Here is a 17,463-nt window from a genome sequence, read left to right on the forward strand (position 1 = left end):
TGGTGACTGCTCCCGATCCGCTCGTGACGATGATCGTTCCCGGGCGCGACATCGCGCCGTTCGCCCCCGCCGCGATCGCGTCGTTGCACGCGCAGACCGAGCCCCGCTGGCGCGCGATCCTCGTCGACGACGGCTCGACGGATGCGACCGGATCGATCTTCGCCGAGGCGGCAGCCGCCGACCCGCGATTGACGGTGATCCGGCACGAGGCCTCCCGTGGTCTCGGTGCGGCCCGCAACGTCGCGCTCGAGCGGGTCGACACCCCGTACCTGGGCTTCCTCGACGGTGACGACGAGCTCACCCCGACCGCACTCGCCCGGCTCACCGGAACCCTGGCGGAGACCGGGAGCGATTTCGTCGCCGGAGCGTATGTGCGCTCCCGTCCGCACCACGATGCCTATGTCGCCGGACGCGTGCAGCCCTGGGTGGCCGCTGCCACCGACCCGGAGCGCCAGCGCACGACGATCATGCAGCACCCCAACGCCTCCGCCAACATCGTCGCCTGGTCGAAGGTCAGCCGCACGGACTTCTGGGCGGGCCTGCGCTTTCCCGAAGGCGTCGCGTACGAGGACCAGATCGTCGCTCAGCTGATGTACGCCCGGGCGCGCACGTTCGACGTCATCCCCGATGTCGTCGTGGAGTGGCGCATCCGTGCCGATGGCACGTCGATCACGCAGGGCAAGGCGCAGCTGCCCGTGCTGCGCGACTATCTGGCCGCGTTGCGCGGCGGCATCCGGGTGCTGCGCGACGCCGGCGCCGCTGCCGCCGTCACCGCACGGCTCGACCTGATCATCGCGATGGATGTCCCTCCGCTTCTCGAGATCGCCGTGTCGCACGACGACCCCGCGTACGCAGCAGAGGTCGATGCCTTCCTCGACGAGATCCGCGCCCTCCCCGAATATGCCGACGCGGCTCCCGATCCGACCCTCGCCGCCGCCCTCGCCTGGTGACCGGCACATCCCGCCCCGCCCGCTCACGCCCCCGAGGAGATCGATGAACGAGTACCTGGCCGACCTCTTCTCGCTCGAGGGCCGCACTGCGATCGTCACCGGAGGAAGCTCGGGGATCGGTCGCGGCATCGCCACGGCCCTCGCCCGCGCCGGCGCCGCGACGGTCGTCGTCGCCCGCGGTGAGGAGCGCATCGCGGAGACCGTGCAGGAGCTGCGTGGCCACGGCTGTCGCGCCGCGGGTGTCGTCGGTGACCTGAGCACACGCGTCGGCATCCGCGCGGTCGCCGAGGCGGCGGCAGAACCGTTCGGGGAGCCCGACATCCTGGTCAACTCGGCAGGTATCAACATCCGCCCTGCCTACGCCGAGATCACCGAGGAGGACTGGGACGCGACGATGACCGTGAACGCCCTGGCACCGTTCCTGCTCGGCCAGCGCTATGCGCAGGGCATGGCGGAGCGCGGCTTCGGCCGGCTCATCCACATCAGCTCGCAGCAGGCGCACCGCGCCTTCGTCTCCAGCGGCATCTACGGTGCGTCCAAGGGCGCCGTCGAGTCCCTCATGCGCTCGGAGGCCGAAGCCTGGGGCGGCACGGGGGTGACGAGCAACACGCTCGTGCCCGGGTTCGTCCTGACTCCACTGAACGCGCGCCTGCAGGAGGACCCGGAGAAGATCGCCGCGTTGGCGGCGCGGACCATGATCGGTCGCAACGGTCTGCCGAGCGACTTCGCCGGCGCGGCCGTGTTCCTCGCCGGAGCCGGCGCAGGCTACATCACCGGTCACTCACTGTTCGTCGACGGCGGCCTGTCGGTGCACTGACGCTGCCCGCCGCGGAGAGCATCAACTCTCGTCGGGGTAGACCCGGGCATCCGTGCGGGGCATGTTCAGCAACGGGACAGCAGCCGTGAGTGCGGCGACCGCGTCGGCGCCGGCCGAGTCCACAGGAGCCCGGTCCGCCCGACGCTCCGCGAGTGCAGCAGTCGCGCCGCCGGTCACCGCCTGCTCCACGGCGGTCTCGGTGGCGAGGACCTGCGACGCCGCCACCTGCTGGGCCGCCAGCTCGGCGTAGAGCCCACCGTGCGCGAGGAGCTCGGCGTGCGTGCCCGACTCCACGATCTGTCCGGCCTCGAGAACATGGATCACGTCGGCGCCCATCACGGTCGAGAGGCGATGCGCGATCGACAGGGTCGTGCGTCCTCGCGCCGCCTCGTCGAGCGCGACCTGCACCACCCGCTCCGAGACCGTGTCGAGCGCCGAGGTCGCCTCGTCGAGGAGGAGGACGGGCGGATCCTTCAACAGCACCCGTGCGATCGCGATGCGCTGCTTCTCGCCACCGGAGAGGCGGTAGCCGCGTTCTCCCACGACCGTGTCGTAGCCGTTCTCGAAACCGGCGATGATGTGGTGGATGTTCGCAGCGGTGCAGGCGGCGATCAGCTCCTCCTCGGTCGCCCCCGGCTTCGCGTACAGCAGGTTCTCGCGGATCGTGGCGTGGAACAGGTAGGTCTCTTGCGACACGATGCCGACGTCGTCGATGATCGACTCCTGCGTGAGCGTGCGCACATCGGCTCCCGCGAACAGAACCGTTCCCCCGTGTGCCTCGTACAGCCGCGGGGCCAGGTAGAGCACGGTGGTCTTGCCGGCGCCGGAGGGACCCACGAACGCGACGTGCTGCCCCGGCTCTGCGACGAAGGAGACGCCCTGCAGGGTCGGACGGGCGTCGGCGGACGCATCCGGATACCGGAACACGACATCGTCGAACTCGATACGCCCGCGCGGGCCCGGCGCGTCACGCACGCTGATGGCATCCGGCGCATCCTCGATCTCCGGGACCAGGTCGAGGTACTCGAAGATGCGGGCGAACAGCGCCGATGACGTCTGCAGGTCGAGCGAGACGCGCATCAGCCCCATGAGCGGCTGCAGCAGTCGCGCCTGCACCGTGGTGAACGCGACGACCGTGCCCGCGGTGATCGCTCCTGCCCCGCCGGCGATCAGATAGCCCGAGACGAGGTAGATCACCGCGGGGACGCTCGCCATCAGCACCTGGACGACCGCGAAGAACCCCTGCCCGCTCATCGCCCTGCGCACCTGCAGCTTCACCTGGTTGCGGTTCTCGGCCTGATAACGCTCGGATTCCGTGCGCTGACGGTTGAACGACTTCGACAGCAGCATCCCGGAGACGCTGAGCGTCTCCTGCGTGATCGAGGTGAGCTCGGAGAGCGACTCCTGCGTCTCGCCGGCGATGCGCGCACGCACCTGTCCGACACGTCGCTGCACGATGATGAGGAACGGCATCAGGATGACGGCGATGAGCGTGAGGCGCCAGTCGATCAGGATCATCGCCACGAGCGAGGCGATGACGGTCACCACGTTGCCGAGGATGCTGGTCACGGTGTTCGTGAGCACGCCGGACACTCCGCCGACGTCGTTCTGCAGCCGCGATTGGATGACGCCGGTCTTGGTGCGGGTGAAGAACCCGAGCTCCATCGCCTGGAGGTGCTCGAACAGCCGCACCCGGAGGTCCCCGGTGACGCTGTTTCCCACCGTGGAGGTCAACCACGTCTGGGCGACGCCGAGCGCCGCCGAGAACAGGAAGAGCGCCACCATGATGACGACCAGCCAGATCAGCAGGTCGATGTGCGGGCCGCCCCCGGCCACGGGGAACAGCGCGTCGTCGAAGATCCGCTGCACGATGAGTGGCGGGATGACGGCGATCGCCGCCCCGACGACGACCAGCACGCCGGTGAACAGGATCCGTGTGCGATAGGCCTGGAACAGCGTCATGACCCGGGCCCCGAGGCCGCTGATGCGCGGTGCCTCGGCGTTCAACCTACGCTGTGCGCTCTCGTCGACGCCGCGGAACCCGCCGCGGCCGCCACCCATTCCGCCACCCATGCTCATGTCGACAGCGTAGTCATGCCCCCGGACCCAGGGGTTCCCGCGTCTGCTGACGGCGGAATCGCTCCGATCCGGAATGAAATGTCGGACCCTATGGTTACGCTGAAAGACTCTCGCGAACTCTCGCGCACCTTCCTCCCTCTCTTCTGTGCCTAGGAGGCCGCATGTCCGCTGTCGACACCGGATCGATCACGACCCCCACTCCCGCGGCAGGAACCATCTCGCGCTCCGACATGCGTGTGATCTGGCTCCTGCTGGTCGCGGCTTTCGTCGCCATCCTCAACGAGACCACGATGGGGATCGCGATTCCGCACCTCAACGCCGATCTCGGCATTCCGCCCGAGCTGGGCCAGTGGTTGACCAGCGCCTTCATGCTGACCATGGCCGTCGTCATCCCGACGACCGGATTCATCCTCCAGCGCTTCACCACCCGTCAGGTATTCATCGCCGCGATGGTGGCGTTCTCGCTCGGAACCCTCGTGGCACTGGTCGCCCCCGGGTTCACGGTGCTCCTGGTCGGCCGCGTCATCCAGGCCGCCGGTACCGGCATCATGATGCCCCTGTTGATGACGACGATCATGAACGTGGTTCCGCCGCAGTCACGCGGGCGCATGATGGGCCGCGTCGGTCTCGTCATCTCGCTCGCCCCGGCCATCGGCCCGACGCTCGCCGGCGCGGTGCTCGAGACCCTGAACTGGCGCGCCCTGTTCGCGATCATCCTGCCCATCGCCCTCATCGCACTCGCCATGGGTGCGAAGTGGATGACGAACCTCGGCGAGACCCGCAAGGTCCCGCTCGACGTCCTGTCGATCCCGCTCGCCGCCCTCGGCTTCGGCGGCATCGTGTTCGGGCTCAGCCAGTTCGGCGGCGAGGGCGGATCGGGCGAGACGACGGGCATCATCGCCCTGGTCGTCGGCGCCGTGTCGCTCGCACTCTTCGTGTGGCGTCAGCTGCTGCTCCAGCGCGTGGACGACGCTCTGCTCGACCTGCGCGTGTTCCGTTCGGGAAACTTCACGTTCTCGGTGATCATCATGACCATCCTCGCGCTCTCGATGTTCGGCACCCTCACGCTGCTCCCCCAGTACCTGCAGAACGTGGCCGGTCTCAACGCTCTCGAGTCCGGACTGATCCTGCTCCCCGGCTCCGTGCTCATGGGTCTGCTGGGTCCGGTGATGGGTCGGGTGTACGACGCGCGCGGCACACGCCCTCTGCTGATCCCCGGCACGATCCTGGTGTCCGCGGCGCTGTTCTACTACTCGACCGTCGGCGAGCACACCGTGTGGTGGGTGCTCATCATCGTGCAGGCGGCAATGTCGGTGGGACTCGCGATGTCGTTCACGCCGCTGTTCTCCGCGTCGCTCGGCTCTCTGCAGCGCTCGCTCTACTCACACGGCTCCGCGGTGCTGAACACGCTGCAGCAGGTCGGCGGTGCGGCGGGTGTCGCGTTGCTGACCGTGACCTACTCGGCGATCCTGCACGCGGGCGAGAACGAAGGACTCGCGACGGCGACGGCCGGAGCTCCCGGTGCGCGCATGGCGTTCCTGATCGCCGCGATCATCTCGCTGGCGGCCGTCGCACTGAGCCCGTTCGTCCGCAAGCCCGCAGACGACGCGGGCGACTTCCACGGCGGTCACTGACCACCGTTCGCTGACCACCCGGTGGTGGCGGCTGCTGCTTACTGCGTCTTCGGCGCAGGGAAGTGGCAGACGCCACCACTGCAGTAGCCGACGGCATCGGCGTCGAGAAGGTTCAGAGCGTCCGGGAGCGGCTGCAACCCGAGGGGTGCTTCCTGCTCCGTCACAGGCTGCTGCGTCTTCTTCATCCCTCGATCGTACGCCTGTCCTGCAGGTATGGCTCTGAACCGCGGTGCGTCCGTGCCGATCGCCTACGGTGGAGGCATGCTCCGACGCTCCCTCGCCCGCCTGTACTGGGCTCTCAGCCGCTGGACCCTGGTCGGCCATGATGCCGTGCCGACCAGACCCACCATCCTCATCGGAGCCCCGCACACCTCGAACTGGGACTTCGTCCTGATGCTCGCGATCGCCTGGCGCCTCGGGGTCGACGTGCACTGGCTCGGCAAGAAGAGCCTGTTCCGCGGCTGGCGAGGTCCGATCATGCGCAGGCTCGGAGGTGTCGCGGTCGACCGTGCCGACCCGGGCCGGGTCGTGGCGGAGGTCGTGAGCCAGGTCCACGCCGGCGACGTCTTCGGCCTCGTGATCACCCCCGACGGCACGCGCGGTGGCAACGAGTACTGGAAGTCCGGCTTCTACCGCATCGCGCGCGAGACCGGGATGCCGGTGACGCTGGGATTCGTCGACCGCACAACGATGACCACCGGGCTCGGCCCGACCCTCGAGCTGACCGGTGATGTCGCCGGTGACATGGACAGGATCCGCGCCTTCTACGCCGACAAGGCGGGCGTGCGACCCGAGAGACGCACGGTCCCCCGGCTTCGCGAGGAGATCGCGAAGCCGGCAGCTCCCGACCAGGCCTGAGCGCAGTCGGGAGCCACCTCCTCAGTCGACGGCCTCGCTCTGCGTGCGCGCGTACTCGAGATCTTCATCGGACAGCGTCTCCTGCATGCCGACGACCGCTCCGGTGATCTCACGGATCTCTTCGCGCACTTTCTCGGTCAGATGCGCGGAGCCACTGTCCTTCACCTCGTGTCGCGCATCGATCGACAGGTGCGGCCACCATTCGTGGATGGGCGGAAGGGTCATGTCATCTCCTCTGTTCGGATGAAGCAAGCGGCTGGACAGCACGGAAGCGCGCCCACAAGACTGGGCTCATGACAGCCGAAGGCCGAGAGCCGGAACCGCCCCACCGCGACGACCGTGTCGACGGGCGCGACGAGACGCCGAATGAGCGCGCCGATCGCAACTGGGATGAGTTGATGCAGGAGCTCCGCGTCATGCAGACGGGCACGCAGATCCTCACCGGGTTCCTGCTCGCCGTCGCCTTCCAACCGCGGTTCACCGACATGGACGAGCTGCAGCGCGACCTGTACGTCGTCCTGGTCGCCCTCGCGGCCGTCGCGACGATCCTGGCACTCGCACCCGTCGGGCTGCATCGCGTGTTGTTCGGCCACCGCCGCAAGCCCGACCTGGTCCGCGTGGCGGCACGTATCGTCAAGATCGACCTCGTGGTCATCGCTGCACTGACGATCGGGGTGACCACGCTCATCGTCGACTTCACGGTGAACCGGACCGCAGGGATCATCGCGCTGGTGGCGGCTGTCGTCGTCATCGCGGCGCTCTGGCTGGCGTTGCCCCGCGCAGTGCGTCGGTCGCTGCAGCGGGACGTGCCGCCGCAGAGCTGACCTCCGAAGCTGCCGGACATCATCGCCGCCGTCGTCAGCGTCCTGCGGGCGTGCGGTTCTCGGCGCTCACCATCCACGCGAACTGCTCGAGGCGTTCGATCACCGCGTGCAGGATGTCCGCCGAGGTCGGATCCTCTTCGTCGACCGCATCGTGGACTTCGCGCATCGTCGAGATGGCGGCCTCCAGGCGCTCGGTGATGAGATCGACGGTGTCAGAGGTCGACACCTCGCCCGCGGGGAACTCGGGAAGCGATGTCGTCTCGGCGATCGTGTCACTGCGGCCATCCGGAACCGCGTGCAGGGCACGCATCCGCTCCGCGACCGTGTCGCTGAAGGCACGCGCGTCGTCGATGATCTCGTCGAGCTGGCGATGCGTGTCACGGAAGTTCCGCCCGACCACGTTCCAATGCGCCTGCTTGCCCTGCAGCGCGAGTTCCAGCAGGTCGACGAGCACAGACTGCAGGTTGCCCGCCAACGTGGCGGACGCCGTGAAGCCTTTCTCGGCGTTCTGACGTCGGGTGGTCTTCGCCCCGCGCTTCGCGGCAGCGGTCTTCGTGGTCTTCGTGGTCTCAGCCATGGTGTTGCCTCCTGGCTGCACCCTAGGCCGCGTTCGTCGCCGGGCCGAGGGGGTTGACAGGCTCTGCCCGTGGGCTCGAAGGTTGCGCACGTGAACACATCTGACTCCGGACCGGACATCTCCATCGACCAGCTCGACGACGCCGATGCCGGCGCGCTCCTCACTCTGCAGCGCGCCGCGTTCGTCTCCGAAGCCCAGATCTATGGGAGTGCCGACATGCCTCCGCTCACGCAGACCCTGGAGCAGCTGCGCGCAGAGCTCCGTGAGAACGACGCCTGGGGTGCTCGCGCCGGCGGCCGGCTCGTCGGGGCGATCCGCTTTCGCGTGGATGGCGGAACCCTGCTGATCGGCCGCATATCGGTCGCGCCCGACCAGCAGGGCGAAGGTATCGGGCGAATGCTGCTCGAATCGGCGGAGCAGCGTAGTGGCGCAGCCGAGGCCGAACTCTTCACCGGCAGCCTCAGCGAGGCGAACATCCGTCTCTACGAGAGCTGCGGCTACGCCGTGAGCGAGCGCGTGCCCGACGGCGACGGGACAGAGCAGGTCTTCATGCGCAAGCTGCTCCGCACGTGACCGGCGTCGCCCGCCTGCATCCACTCCCGGTGGGAGAACCTTAGGAATCGACTGGATTCGGTTGAACAGGCACGCACTCTGCGGCATCGTGGCCCGGACATGTCGCGACCGTGGCATGCCCCGACCGGAAGGAGAGTCTCGTGCTCACCCTCACCGATAACGCCACCGCCATCGTCACCACGCTCGTCACCCGTCAGAGCGAAGCACCGGATGCCGGACTTCGCATCCATTCCACCGCCGCGCAGGAGCAGGGAGGTGGCGCACGCCTCGCCGTGCTCGTGACGACCGTGCCGGAGCCGGAGGACCAGATCGTCGAGGTCTCCGGAACCCGCCTCTTCCTCGACGAGGCGGCATCCGCTGCGCTGGAGGACAAGATCCTCGACGCCGGCGTGGATGACGAGGGCTCGGTGTCGTTCGCAGTCCTCCCGAAAGTCGCCTGACGCAGAATTCCGGATGCCGCGGCCCCCTGGGGTCGCGGCATCCGTGCTGTCTGCGACGATCGGCGCGAGCGGTTCGTCGCGCTCCCGCCGTCGCCCCTCTGACACGCGGCCGCGTACGCTGGAGAGCGCCTCGCACCGCGTGAGGCTCTGAAGGGTTCCCGTGAAGATCGCTCTCCTGCGCCGGTATGTCGTCCTGGCGGACACCCTGCACTTCCCTCGTGCCGCCGAGGAGCTGGGCATCCCGCTCGCATCGCTCTACACCTCGCTCGACAAGCTCGAGGACGAGGTCGGGCACGCCCTCATCCACCGTGAAGGCACGCCACGCCTGACGCATGTGGGCGAGCTGTTCCTCGAAGAGGCGCGCGCAACGGTGGCGGCTGCCCCACCTCCTGCCCCCAAGACCGTCGCCCCTGCCGGCGGCAAGGCGAAGGCGTCCAAGGGCCGGGGCCGCGCTCCGATCGTCAAGGGGCAGCCCAAGCCGTACAAGAAGCGACAGGGCCGCTGACCCTCTAGCGTTCCGTGACCTGTCCCTGCTCGACCTGCCAGCGTCGATCGGTCCTGACGGTGTCGAGCATGCGGCGATCGTGCGTCACGAGCAGCAGTGTGCCCTCATAGGACTCGAGAGCCTGTTCCAGCTGCTCGATGGCGGGCAGGTCGAGGTGGTTGGTCGGCTCGTCGAGGACCAGCAGGTTGATGCCGCGGGCCTGCAGCAGCGCCAGCGCCGCTCTGGTCCGCTCCCCCGGCGACAGTTCGTCGACGGGACGCGTCACGTGGTCGGCGCGCAGACCGAACTTCGCCAGCAGGGTGCGCACCTCTCCCGAGGCCATCTCCGGCACCAGCGCCTCGAAGGCATCGGCGAGCGGGGTCGCGCCCACCAGCAGGGAGCGCGCCTGATCGATCTCGCCGATCTCGACGCTGGCACCCAGGCTCGCGGTGCCCTCCTCCGGTGTCTGACGCCCCAGAAGGGCTCGGAGGAGCGTGGACTTGCCGGCGCCGTTCGGCCCGGTGATGCCGATGCGGTCCCCCGCGTTCACCTGCAGAGACACCGGACCGAGCGTGAAGGTCCCCTGCCGCAGCACGGCAGAGCTCAGGGTGGACACGACCGAGCTGGACCGTGGCGCGCTGCCGATCGTGAACTCGAGCTGCCACTCCTTGCGCGGCTCCTCAACCTCGTCCAGACGGGCGATCCGGCTCTCCATCTGACGCACCTTCTGCGCCTGCTTCTCGCTGGACTCCGCTGACGCCTTGCGCTTGATCTTGTCGTTGTCCGGTGCCTTCTTCATCGCGTTGCGCACGCCCTGGCTCGACCACTCCCGCTGCGTGCGGGCGCGTGCCACCAGATCGGCCTTCTTGTCGGCGAACTCGTCGTACTTCTCGCGCAGATGGCGACGCAGCGTCGCGCGCTCCTCCAGGTAGGCGTCGTAGCCTCCCCCGTACACCCGGTTCGACCCCTGCGCGAGGTCCAGCTCGAGCACGCGCGTCACGGCGCGCGCCAGGAACTCACGGTCATGGCTGACGAGCACCACCCCGCCGCGGAGCCCGCGCACGAAGGCTTCGAGGCGCTCGAGGCCGTCCAGATCGAGATCGTTCGTCGGTTCATCGAGGAGCACGATGTCGAAGCGCGACAGCAGCAGCGCCGCCAGTCCCACACGCGCCGCCTGTCCCCCCGAGAGGGACGTCATCAGGGCGTGCTCCGCGGCACCGCTGTCGAGCACGAGTCCCAGGTCTGCGAGGACGACCGGAATCCGCTCGTCGAGGTCGGCGGCACCGCTGGCCAGCCAGCGGTCCAGGGCCGTCGAATAGACATCCGCTGGGTCCGTCCCCTCGGCTGCCAGCGACGGGTCGCCGAGCGCCGCCGCCGCCGCATCCATGTCGCTGGTCGCCTGCGCGCATCCGGTGCGCCGACCGATGTACGCGGCGACCGTCTCGCCCGCGACGCGTTCATGCTCCTGCGGCAGCCATCCGACGAAGGCATCCGACGGCGCCAGAGAGACCGAACCCGCAGCCGGAGTGTCCACGCCTGCCAGCAGTCGCAGCAGCGTCGACTTCCCCGCTCCGTTCGCTCCCACGACGCCGACGACGTCTCCCGGTGCGACCGTCAGATCGAGAGAGTCGAAGAGGATGCGATGGCCATAGCCACCGGCCAGGTTCTGCGCGACGAGCGTTGCGGTCATCAGACCATCTTCTCAGGCGTCACGGGCGCCCGATGGCCGTCGTCAGAGCCGCACCTCGTCGTGGGTCGCGATCGCGAGCTCCTGGCCGGGATACCGGAGTCCGGAGAAGTACATGTTCGTGTGGGCCACGATCTGCTCGCCGGAGATCCGCACGCCGTCCCACTCGGTGTCCACCGTGGTGTGCGCATCGCTCACGAGCGTCACGTCGTATCCCTCCGCGGCCGCGCGCTGCATCGTCGTGCGCACGCAGAAGTCCGACTGCGCACCGGTGATGACGAGGCGCGTCGCTTCCAGCTCATCCAGCGTCGCGCGCAGCGTCGTGTCGGCGAACGAATCGCGATAGCTCTTGCGGACGAGAGGCTCGCCGTCCGCGCGCTGCAGTGGGGCTGCGAGCTCCCACTCCGGTGTGCCCACGCCGACGGGGTCGTGATGCACCCAGACGACGGGGACGTCGGATGCGCGGGCGCGCTCGACGAGTGCCGCCGCGCGTGCCAGCACGCCCTGCTCGTCGAAGCATCCCGGTGTCACGCCGGCCTGCAGGTCGATCGCGAGGACGACGGTGCGCCCGGATGCCGCCACGGCGGTCAGTCCCAGTCCAGGTACTCCTCGATGATCACTCCGGTCTCGATCGGGTGATGCATCGGGAAGAGGTGGTCACCGGCGATCGTCTTGATGCTCGAGCGGTCCGGCACCGTTGCCTGCAGGCGCTCGGCGTTCGCGGCAGGAGTGTCTTCGTCTTCCGTGCCCTGGACGATCAGCACCGGGATGGCCGGGGCGACCGCGATGTCCACGTCTTCGACGCCGAGCAGCAGCAGACCGTTCGCACGGTCGACGTGTGCGGCGACCAGCGCGCGTGCGATCGTTCCACCGAAGCCGTGGCCGCCGACCCAGGTGTCTTCGATGCCGACGTGGTCGATCACGGCGAGCACATCCGCGACGCGCTCGTCGAGCGTCGCCTCGCCGTCGGCGCGGTGCCCGACGCGGAGCACATGGAACCCCGCCTCCTCCGCGAGGTAGTGCGCGGAGACGCTCAGAACGTCGGCCGCGAGTCCCTGCTCCTGGATCAGCACGAGCTTGACGGGTCCGTCTCCTTCGTCCACGAAGGGGATGGCGCGTCCATCGGGTTCGAAGATCTGGGTGTCGACCATTCTCAGCAGTCTCCTCGCGGTGTCTTTGTCAGGGCTGGACGCGCGTTCTGCGTCTCGGAAGCCTCTGGTGCCCCCGCAGGGAATGGCCGCTCTCGAATCGCGATGGACCCGATCTGGCCCTTTCCAGCGGTTCGGCGGGCGTCTGCGCGGCTACCCGCAAGCCAGACGCACCATGTCCAGGGTATCCCGCCGCTGTCACGAAGCGCATCCGGAACTTCTCGGCCGCGCGGCGGGTCTTCCGGAGGCGTTCCCCGGCTCGGGAGGAGAATCGGCCGGAACTCCTCCGCCCCACGCGCAGATCTCCTCCCGAGCGAAGCGGCGGATGCCACGTGCGCCTAGACTCGTGGCCTCAGCACGACGTGGGCTGCAGACCGGCGAAGGGACCGCGGATGACCGACACCGCTCTCTCGACGATCGCGGCGAAGCTCTACACCGAGTCGCCTGCCGACTTCATCTCCGCGCGCGATGCGCAGGTGAAGACCGCGGATGACCGTGCCCTCGCGACGCAGATCAAGGCGCTGCGCAAGCCATCGGTCGCGGCATGGGTCGTCAACCTGTTCGCGCAGGAGCGCGCCGCGCAGCTCGCCGAAGCCCTCCGGCTGGCCGAGGAGCTGCGCGAGGCGCAGGCCGATCTCGACGCCGCCACTCTCGCGAAACTCGGGCGCGAACGGCGCACGCTCACCCGCCGCCTCGCGCAGAACGCCGCAGAGCTCGCGACGTCGCGCGGCGAGCGCATCACCGCGTCCACGCTCGACGCCGTCGAGCGGACGATCTCCGCTGCCTTCTTCGACCCGGATGCCGCCGCGGCTGTCGCGTCGGGACGACTGGTCCGCGAACTCGACCCGTCCGAGTCCGTGGATCTGGGTACGGCAGTGGGAGGCGGCACGCCCGACTCCCCCGCCCCTCCCGTCGTACCTGCCGACGAGGTCAGCGCGCGTCGAGAGCGCCGAGCCGCCGAACGAGCGCTGCACGATGCCGAGCAGGCCCGCGAGCGTGCCGAAGGCGAGAAGAAGAAGGCCGAGAAGGCGCACGACGAGGCGGCAGCCCGCGTGCAGGCGCTCGAGACCCGGGCTGCGGAACTCGAGAAGGAACTCGCGCAGACGATGAAGGACGCCGAACGTGCACATGCCGACGTGGACGCGGCCGCGGAACACAGGGCGACAGCCGCGACTCAGCTCGCCGAAGCCGAGCGCGGGGAATCCGCGGCGAAGGACGCGCTGGGAGCACTCATCCGGAAATAGGCCCGTCAACGCAGCTCCTCCTCGGAGATCTGCGCCATCGAGGAGACCGTTCTCCGTGCTCTTCCGAAGTTCTGCAGAAATCCGGGAGCAGAATCCGCCACACTTCCGGCACCGACAAGCGCTCCGGCTTGCGGACGTCCCGTCAGGGAAAGAGCGCGAGCGTCTGCTCGACCAGCCGACGGGCGGCCGTCGCAATGCTGTCGTCCTCCAGCCACAGAGTCAACGCGACGCGGATCAGATCCGCCGGGGGAACGTCCAGTGCCCCGCTCATGACTTCGAACACACGTTGATGCGCAACGAATCGCGCAGCATCGATTGCGATGAGCAGATCCGAGCTCGTCACACCGAGTCGATCTCCCGCGTCGCGACCGCGACTCCGAAGAACGTCCATCAGGAGCGCCTCTGGTTCCGAAGTTCCCGGAATGAAGAGAATCGTCTCGTCGTCGTAGAGATCGCGCTGATCTCCGTCCAATACAGCGACTGTCCCGAGCTGACGTGATCGGCGCGCGATTCGCGCTCCTCGCACGGCGTCGTCCTTGCCGCCGCTGTCAATGATGTCCACCTGCGTGACGTGGTCCGTGGCGAAGCGGCGGAGGAGAAAACGAACAACCGTCCTGGCCATCTCGTCTTCGACGAAGACGAGCAGCGACACAGGTGCCGGCGATCGACCGAGGGCACGCAGCAACGCTTCCGTGCTCACCACCTCAGAGGTCAACGCCCCGCCAGCGGTACTCGACACCTGCCGTACCAACGCCGCGGGGATGCGGCGGATCATCGTCGCCGAATGCGTTGCGATGATGACCTGGCATCCGGACTCGAGAGCCATGCGCGCGATCTCGTCAACGAATGGACGGTGGCCCGGCTCCGCGAGGAACGTCTCGGGCTCGTCGATAAGGACGACTTCGTTCTCGTCAGCGGATCGTAGATGCCAGATGACCCAGTGAACCCAGAACTCCGATGCGCTCATCGTCTGCGCGTCAAGAGTGCGCGAATCACGTTCGACACGGAAGTAGGGGAAATCCTCATCCCTCTCTCCGTACTGCCCGTAGGTCACCGTCTCGTAGGAGTAACCAGTGATGGCGCGGAGCGCATCCACGTGTGATCGTTTCAGATTCGAGAGGTCGCCCGGCACGCTAGGCCAGGCGGGACTCAGGTTCTGGGTGAAGTAGGCGAGCTCATCGAGAGCCGCATAGGGCGTCAACCGCGTTGCCCTCAACGGGTGCAGCGAGGCATCGAACTCTTGACGCTGCTTCCAGGTAACCGGGCGAGAGAAGTGGACGATCTCGGCGGGAGCCCCCGCCCGAAGTGCCAGTGAATACTCTCCGCTGAACTCTGCCTCACTCTGGGAACTCTCGATCGGGAGATTTCCGCCCACTTGCCAACCAGGCAATCCTCCCGCCACAGCGGACAAGAGGTAGCTCTTGCCCGCCCCGTGGACGCCGGTGAGGGCTGTCAGCCTGCGAAACGAGATAGACCCCTCAGCGAGCACGGGCGACGATCCGACATCCAGGCGCTCGACGACACCTCCGACTGCGCAGACTCGGTCCCATACCTGTGCACGGGGATCACGCCACGACATCGCCCGCCCATTCAGTTGTTGAAGCGGAACTCCACCACGTCGCCGTCCTGCATGACGTAGTCCTTGCCCTCGAGGCGGGCCTTGCCCTTCGCGCGGGCTTCGACCACGGAACCGGTCTCGACGAGGTCGTCGAACGAGACGATCTCCGCCTTGATGAAGCCCTTCTCGAAGTCGGTGTGGATCACGCCGGCGGCCTGCGGAGCCTTCGAGCCCTTGGGGATCGTCCAGGCGCGTGCTTCCTTGGGTCCGGCCGTCAGGTACGTCTGCAGTCCGAGGGTGTCGAAGCCGATGCGAGCGAGCTGGTCCAGCCCGGACTCATCCTGACCGGTCGAGGCGAGCAGCTCGGCCGCATCCTCGGGGTCGAGGTCGATCAACTCGGACTCGATCTTGGCGTCGAGGAAGATGGCCTTCGCCGGCGCGACGAGAGCGGCGAGCTCTTCCTTGCGCGCGGCATCCGTGAGCACGCCCTCATCGACGTTGAAGACGAAGATGACGGGCTTGGCCGTGAGCAGGCCCAATTCGCGGATCGGCGTCAGATCGATGCCGGCGACCGACAACAGCACGCCGCGCTCCAGGGCGTCCTTCACGGCGTTCGCGGTCTCGAGCACGACCGGCTCGATCTTCTTGCCGCGCACTTCCTTCTCGTAGCGGGTGATCGCCTTGTCGACGGTCTCGAGGTCGGCGAGCATGAGCTCCGCGTTGATGGTCTCCATGTCGGATGCCGGGTTCACTGCACCATCGACGTGCACCACGTCGTCGTCCGCGAAGCCGCGGACGACCTGCGCGATGGCGTCGGCCTCACGGATGTTCGCGAGGAACTTGTTGCCGAGCCCCTCGCCCTCGCTCGCGCCGCGCACGATGCCGGCGATGTCGACGAACGACACCGCGGCGGGCAGGATGCGCTCGCTGCCGAAGATCTCGGCGAGCTTGTCGAGACGCGGATCAGGCAGGTTCACCACGCCGACGTTCGGCTCGATCGTCGCGAACGGATAGTTCGCCGCGAGCACGTCGTTCTTGGTGAGTGCGTTGAAGAGGGTGGACTTGCCGACATTGGGCAGGCCGACGATTCCGATAGTAAGAGCCACGGGGCACGAGTCTACCGGTCGAGGATGCCCGGAACACCGGGGCGGTGTTCAGGAGCGGACGGCGCGGAACGCCCTGGTGACGTAGGGAAGCTCGATCGCACCTGACTCATCGAGTCCGATCTCGTCGAACAGCGCATCCATGTCCCGCCGGATCCGCGCCTTCTCCTCGTCGGATGCGGTGATCACGTAGCTGCGCGACGTGGCCATGCTGTGCAGCTGAGCACGCGTCATCGGCCGGGACCACTCCCACGACTCCTGCTCGAGCGGACCGAACGGGGCATCGATGACGGGGTCCCCCGCAGCCAGCATCTCTTCCGCAGCGCTGCCGTGCATGATCTCCGTGAGCCGCCGCACCCACTCCTGCCTCTCGTCGCGGATGTTCCAGATGAGCCCCAGCACTCCCCCGGAGCGGACGACGCGGCCGATCTCGACCGATGCCGCCACGGGCTCGACCCAGTGCCACGCCTGGCCGAGCACGACGGCATCGACACTTGCATCGGGCAACGGCATCCGTTCGGCCGATCCGACGAAAGTCGGCACACCGGGGATCGCGTCGCGCAGGGCGGCGAGCATCGCCGGATCCGGATCCAGCGCGACGACCTCGGCATCGGGGGCAGCGACGAGCGCACGCGTGAGCTTGCCCGTTCCTGCCCCGACGTCCGCGATCCGCCGTGACCCCGAGGGCATCCGCTCCAGCATCCAGGCGACCGCGTCGAACGGGTATTCGGGCCTTCCGACCTCGTAGTTCCCTGCCTGTGCACCGAAGGAGGTCGCGCGCTCATCAGCCATGTGACCAGCCTACGGCGAGTCCTCCGGGCACCGTCGAATCGTCGGGAGAGAGTGGATGACGTGCCCCTGGACTTCACCGCTATCGACTTCGAGACGGCGAATTCCAGCCCCGCCTCGGCCTGCTCCGTCGGACTCGTCCGCGTACGCGACGGCGAGGTCGTCGCCACCACAGGCTGGCTGATCCAGCCGCCTGCGGGCCACGACGAGTTCCAGGAATGGAACGTACGTATCCACGGCATCCGGCCCGAGGACGTGTATTCCGCGGAGACCTGGTCCGAGCAGTTCGATCGCCTGTGCGACTTCGCCGGCGCCGACGTCCTCGTCGCGCACAACGCCGGATTCGACCTCAACGTCCTGCGCCGCGCCTCCGAGGCGACCGGCGAGGTGTGCCCGCCGTACCGCTCGTTGTGCAGCCTCCAGGTCGCGCGCAAGACGTATCAGCTCGACTCGTACCGCCTGCCTGTGGCCGCCGCCGCGGCCGGCTTCGCGGAGTTCTCACACCACGACGCTCTCGCCGACGCCCGCGCCTGCGCGCAGATCGTGATCGATTCCGCCTGGCGCGCTGGAGCCGCGGATGTGGATGCCCTGGCCGATGCGCTCGGTCTGCGCGTCACCACGCCGCCGGTCGCGGTCCCCGAGCGCGCGGTCGCCTGACCTTCGCCCTCGGGCGCGCTGCGCCGGAATGTCCGACCCCT

General features: G+C 68.2%; 20 protein-coding genes. 10 read left to right on the top strand and 10 right to left on the bottom strand.

What is annotated here, in order from left to right:
* The first annotated feature begins 2 nt into the window (after positions 1-2).
* Both FB560_RS12020 and FB560_RS12025 read left to right on the top strand, forming a co-directional pair.
* Positions 3-950, top strand: a complete 948-nt coding sequence (locus tag FB560_RS12020) for a glycosyltransferase family 2 protein (RefSeq protein WP_229673099.1) — start codon at positions 3-5, stop codon at positions 948-950.
* Positions 951-993: 43 nt separating this feature from the next.
* Entirely contained in the window at positions 994-1,767 is a 774-nt protein-coding gene (locus tag FB560_RS12025) for an SDR family NAD(P)-dependent oxidoreductase (RefSeq protein ID WP_141872582.1), read from the top strand.
* Positions 1,768-1,788: 21 nt separating this feature from the next.
* Here the strand turns inward: FB560_RS12025 and FB560_RS12030 are convergent, their stop codons facing one another.
* The gene (locus FB560_RS12030; protein ID WP_141873230.1) at positions 1,789-3,840 is read right to left on the bottom strand and encodes an ABC transporter ATP-binding protein; all 2,052 of its coding nucleotides are present in this window, start codon (positions 3,838-3,840) and stop codon (positions 1,789-1,791) included.
* Positions 3,841-4,007: 167 nt separating this feature from the next.
* On the opposite strand from FB560_RS12030, the gene FB560_RS12035 reads away from it, so the two are divergent.
* Complete coding sequence (locus FB560_RS12035; protein WP_141872583.1) at positions 4,008-5,480, top strand: MDR family MFS transporter; 1,473 nt, start codon at positions 4,008-4,010, stop codon at positions 5,478-5,480.
* 38 nt (positions 5,481-5,518) lie between these two features.
* Here FB560_RS12035 and FB560_RS20700 read toward each other — a convergent pair whose 3' ends face one another.
* Entirely contained in the window at positions 5,519-5,665 is a 147-nt protein-coding gene (locus FB560_RS20700) for a hypothetical protein (RefSeq protein WP_170198113.1), read from the bottom strand.
* A gap of 76 nt (positions 5,666-5,741) precedes the next feature.
* Here FB560_RS20700 and FB560_RS12040 point away from each other — a divergent pair, with 76 nt between their 5' ends.
* Positions 5,742-6,338 carry a 1-acyl-sn-glycerol-3-phosphate acyltransferase gene (locus FB560_RS12040; protein ID WP_141873231.1) on the top strand — a complete coding sequence of 199 codons (597 nt, stop codon included), beginning with the start codon at positions 5,742-5,744 and terminating at the stop codon, positions 6,336-6,338.
* Between the two features lie 21 nt (positions 6,339-6,359).
* Here FB560_RS12040 and FB560_RS12045 read toward each other — a convergent pair whose 3' ends face one another.
* Positions 6,360-6,563: a hypothetical protein gene (locus FB560_RS12045; RefSeq protein WP_141872584.1), complete on the bottom strand. Its 204-nt coding sequence runs from the start codon at positions 6,561-6,563 to the stop codon at positions 6,360-6,362.
* 68 nt (positions 6,564-6,631) lie between these two features.
* On the opposite strand from FB560_RS12045, the gene FB560_RS12050 reads away from it, so the two are divergent.
* A complete protein-coding gene (locus FB560_RS12050; protein ID WP_141872585.1) occupies positions 6,632-7,162 on the top strand; it encodes a DUF6328 family protein in 531 nt (176 codons plus the stop codon).
* Positions 7,163-7,196: 34 nt separating this feature from the next.
* Here the strand turns inward: FB560_RS12050 and FB560_RS12055 are convergent, their stop codons facing one another.
* Positions 7,197-7,739, bottom strand: coding sequence for a Dps family protein (locus FB560_RS12055; protein ID WP_141872586.1), 543 nt, complete (start codon positions 7,737-7,739; stop codon positions 7,197-7,199).
* Between the two features lie 90 nt (positions 7,740-7,829).
* Here FB560_RS12055 and FB560_RS12060 point away from each other — a divergent pair, with 90 nt between their 5' ends.
* The 3 genes from FB560_RS12060 (at position 7,830) to FB560_RS12070 (ending at position 9,257) form a co-directional block, all read left to right on the top strand.
* Positions 7,830-8,312 (top strand): GNAT family N-acetyltransferase, encoded by a 483-nt coding sequence (locus tag FB560_RS12060; RefSeq protein WP_229673097.1) that lies wholly within the window; start codon positions 7,830-7,832, stop codon positions 8,310-8,312.
* Between the two features lie 140 nt (positions 8,313-8,452).
* Complete coding sequence (locus FB560_RS12065; protein WP_141872587.1) at positions 8,453-8,752, top strand: iron-sulfur cluster assembly accessory protein; 300 nt, start codon at positions 8,453-8,455, stop codon at positions 8,750-8,752.
* A gap of 160 nt (positions 8,753-8,912) precedes the next feature.
* Positions 8,913-9,257, top strand: a complete 345-nt coding sequence (locus tag FB560_RS12070; RefSeq protein WP_141872588.1) for a LysR family transcriptional regulator — start codon at positions 8,913-8,915, stop codon at positions 9,255-9,257.
* Positions 9,258-9,261: 4 nt separating this feature from the next.
* On the opposite strand, the gene FB560_RS12075 is transcribed toward FB560_RS12070, so the two are convergent.
* From FB560_RS12075 to FB560_RS12085, 3 genes are read right to left on the bottom strand one after another with little or no spacing between them, the layout of a single operon-like run.
* Positions 9,262-10,926 (bottom strand): ABC-F family ATP-binding cassette domain-containing protein, encoded by a 1,665-nt coding sequence (locus tag FB560_RS12075; protein WP_141872589.1) that lies wholly within the window; start codon positions 10,924-10,926, stop codon positions 9,262-9,264.
* A gap of 42 nt (positions 10,927-10,968) precedes the next feature.
* Positions 10,969-11,505 carry an isochorismatase family protein gene (locus tag FB560_RS12080; RefSeq protein ID WP_229673095.1) on the bottom strand — a complete coding sequence of 179 codons (537 nt, stop codon included), beginning with the start codon at positions 11,503-11,505 and terminating at the stop codon, positions 10,969-10,971.
* A 5-nt stretch (positions 11,506-11,510) separates the two neighbouring features.
* Complete coding sequence (locus FB560_RS12085) at positions 11,511-12,074, bottom strand: alpha/beta fold hydrolase (RefSeq protein ID WP_141872591.1); 564 nt, start codon at positions 12,072-12,074, stop codon at positions 11,511-11,513.
* 389 nt (positions 12,075-12,463) lie between these two features.
* Between FB560_RS12085 and FB560_RS12090 the strand changes: the two genes are divergently transcribed.
* Positions 12,464-13,315 (top strand): transposase, encoded by an 852-nt coding sequence (locus FB560_RS12090; RefSeq protein ID WP_141872592.1) that lies wholly within the window; start codon positions 12,464-12,466, stop codon positions 13,313-13,315.
* A gap of 142 nt (positions 13,316-13,457) precedes the next feature.
* Here FB560_RS12090 and FB560_RS12095 read toward each other — a convergent pair whose 3' ends face one another.
* From FB560_RS12095 to FB560_RS12105, 3 genes are all read right to left on the bottom strand, one after another.
* Positions 13,458-14,690 carry a hypothetical protein gene (locus tag FB560_RS12095; protein WP_141872593.1) on the bottom strand — a complete coding sequence of 411 codons (1,233 nt, stop codon included), beginning with the start codon at positions 14,688-14,690 and terminating at the stop codon, positions 13,458-13,460.
* A 215-nt stretch (positions 14,691-14,905) separates the two neighbouring features.
* Positions 14,906-15,979 (bottom strand): redox-regulated ATPase YchF, encoded by a 1,074-nt coding sequence (ychF, locus tag FB560_RS12100; protein WP_141872594.1) that lies wholly within the window; start codon positions 15,977-15,979, stop codon positions 14,906-14,908.
* A 48-nt stretch (positions 15,980-16,027) separates the two neighbouring features.
* Positions 16,028-16,768, bottom strand: coding sequence for a class I SAM-dependent methyltransferase (locus FB560_RS12105; RefSeq protein WP_141872595.1), 741 nt, complete (start codon positions 16,766-16,768; stop codon positions 16,028-16,030).
* Positions 16,769-16,828: 60 nt separating this feature from the next.
* On the opposite strand from FB560_RS12105, the gene FB560_RS12110 reads away from it, so the two are divergent.
* Positions 16,829-17,422 (top strand): 3'-5' exonuclease, encoded by a 594-nt coding sequence (locus FB560_RS12110; RefSeq protein ID WP_141872596.1) that lies wholly within the window; start codon positions 16,829-16,831, stop codon positions 17,420-17,422.
* Positions 17,423-17,463 lie beyond the last annotated feature (41 nt).

The organism is Microbacterium saperdae (assembly GCF_006716345.1).
GTDB classification, from domain to species: Bacteria; Actinomycetota; Actinomycetes; order Actinomycetales; family Microbacteriaceae; genus Microbacterium; species Microbacterium saperdae.

Coding starts and splice junctions, on each gene's coding strand:
- FB560_RS12025 (WP_141872582.1), top strand. CDS start 994: ATGAACGAGTACCTGGCCGACCTCTTCTCGCTCGAGGGCCGCACTGCG.
- FB560_RS12030 (WP_141873230.1), bottom strand. CDS start 3,840: ATGGGTGGCGGAATGGGTGGCGGCCGCGGCGGGTTCCGCGGCGTCGAC.
- FB560_RS12035 (WP_141872583.1), top strand. CDS start 4,008: ATGTCCGCTGTCGACACCGGATCGATCACGACCCCCACTCCCGCGGCA.
- FB560_RS20700 (WP_170198113.1), bottom strand. CDS start 5,665: ATGAAGAAGACGCAGCAGCCTGTGACGGAGCAGGAAGCACCCCTCGGG.
- FB560_RS12040 (WP_141873231.1), top strand. CDS start 5,742: ATGCTCCGACGCTCCCTCGCCCGCCTGTACTGGGCTCTCAGCCGCTGG.
- FB560_RS12045 (WP_141872584.1), bottom strand. CDS start 6,563: ATGACCCTTCCGCCCATCCACGAATGGTGGCCGCACCTGTCGATCGAT.
- FB560_RS12050 (WP_141872585.1), top strand. CDS start 6,632: ATGACAGCCGAAGGCCGAGAGCCGGAACCGCCCCACCGCGACGACCGT.
- FB560_RS12055 (WP_141872586.1), bottom strand. CDS start 7,739: ATGGCTGAGACCACGAAGACCACGAAGACCGCTGCCGCGAAGCGCGGG.
- FB560_RS12075 (WP_141872589.1), bottom strand. CDS start 10,926: ATGACCGCAACGCTCGTCGCGCAGAACCTGGCCGGTGGCTATGGCCAT.
- FB560_RS12085 (WP_141872591.1), bottom strand. CDS start 12,074: ATGGTCGACACCCAGATCTTCGAACCCGATGGACGCGCCATCCCCTTC.
- FB560_RS12090 (WP_141872592.1), top strand. CDS start 12,464: ATGACCGACACCGCTCTCTCGACGATCGCGGCGAAGCTCTACACCGAG.
- FB560_RS12105 (WP_141872595.1), bottom strand. CDS start 16,768: ATGGCTGATGAGCGCGCGACCTCCTTCGGTGCACAGGCAGGGAACTAC.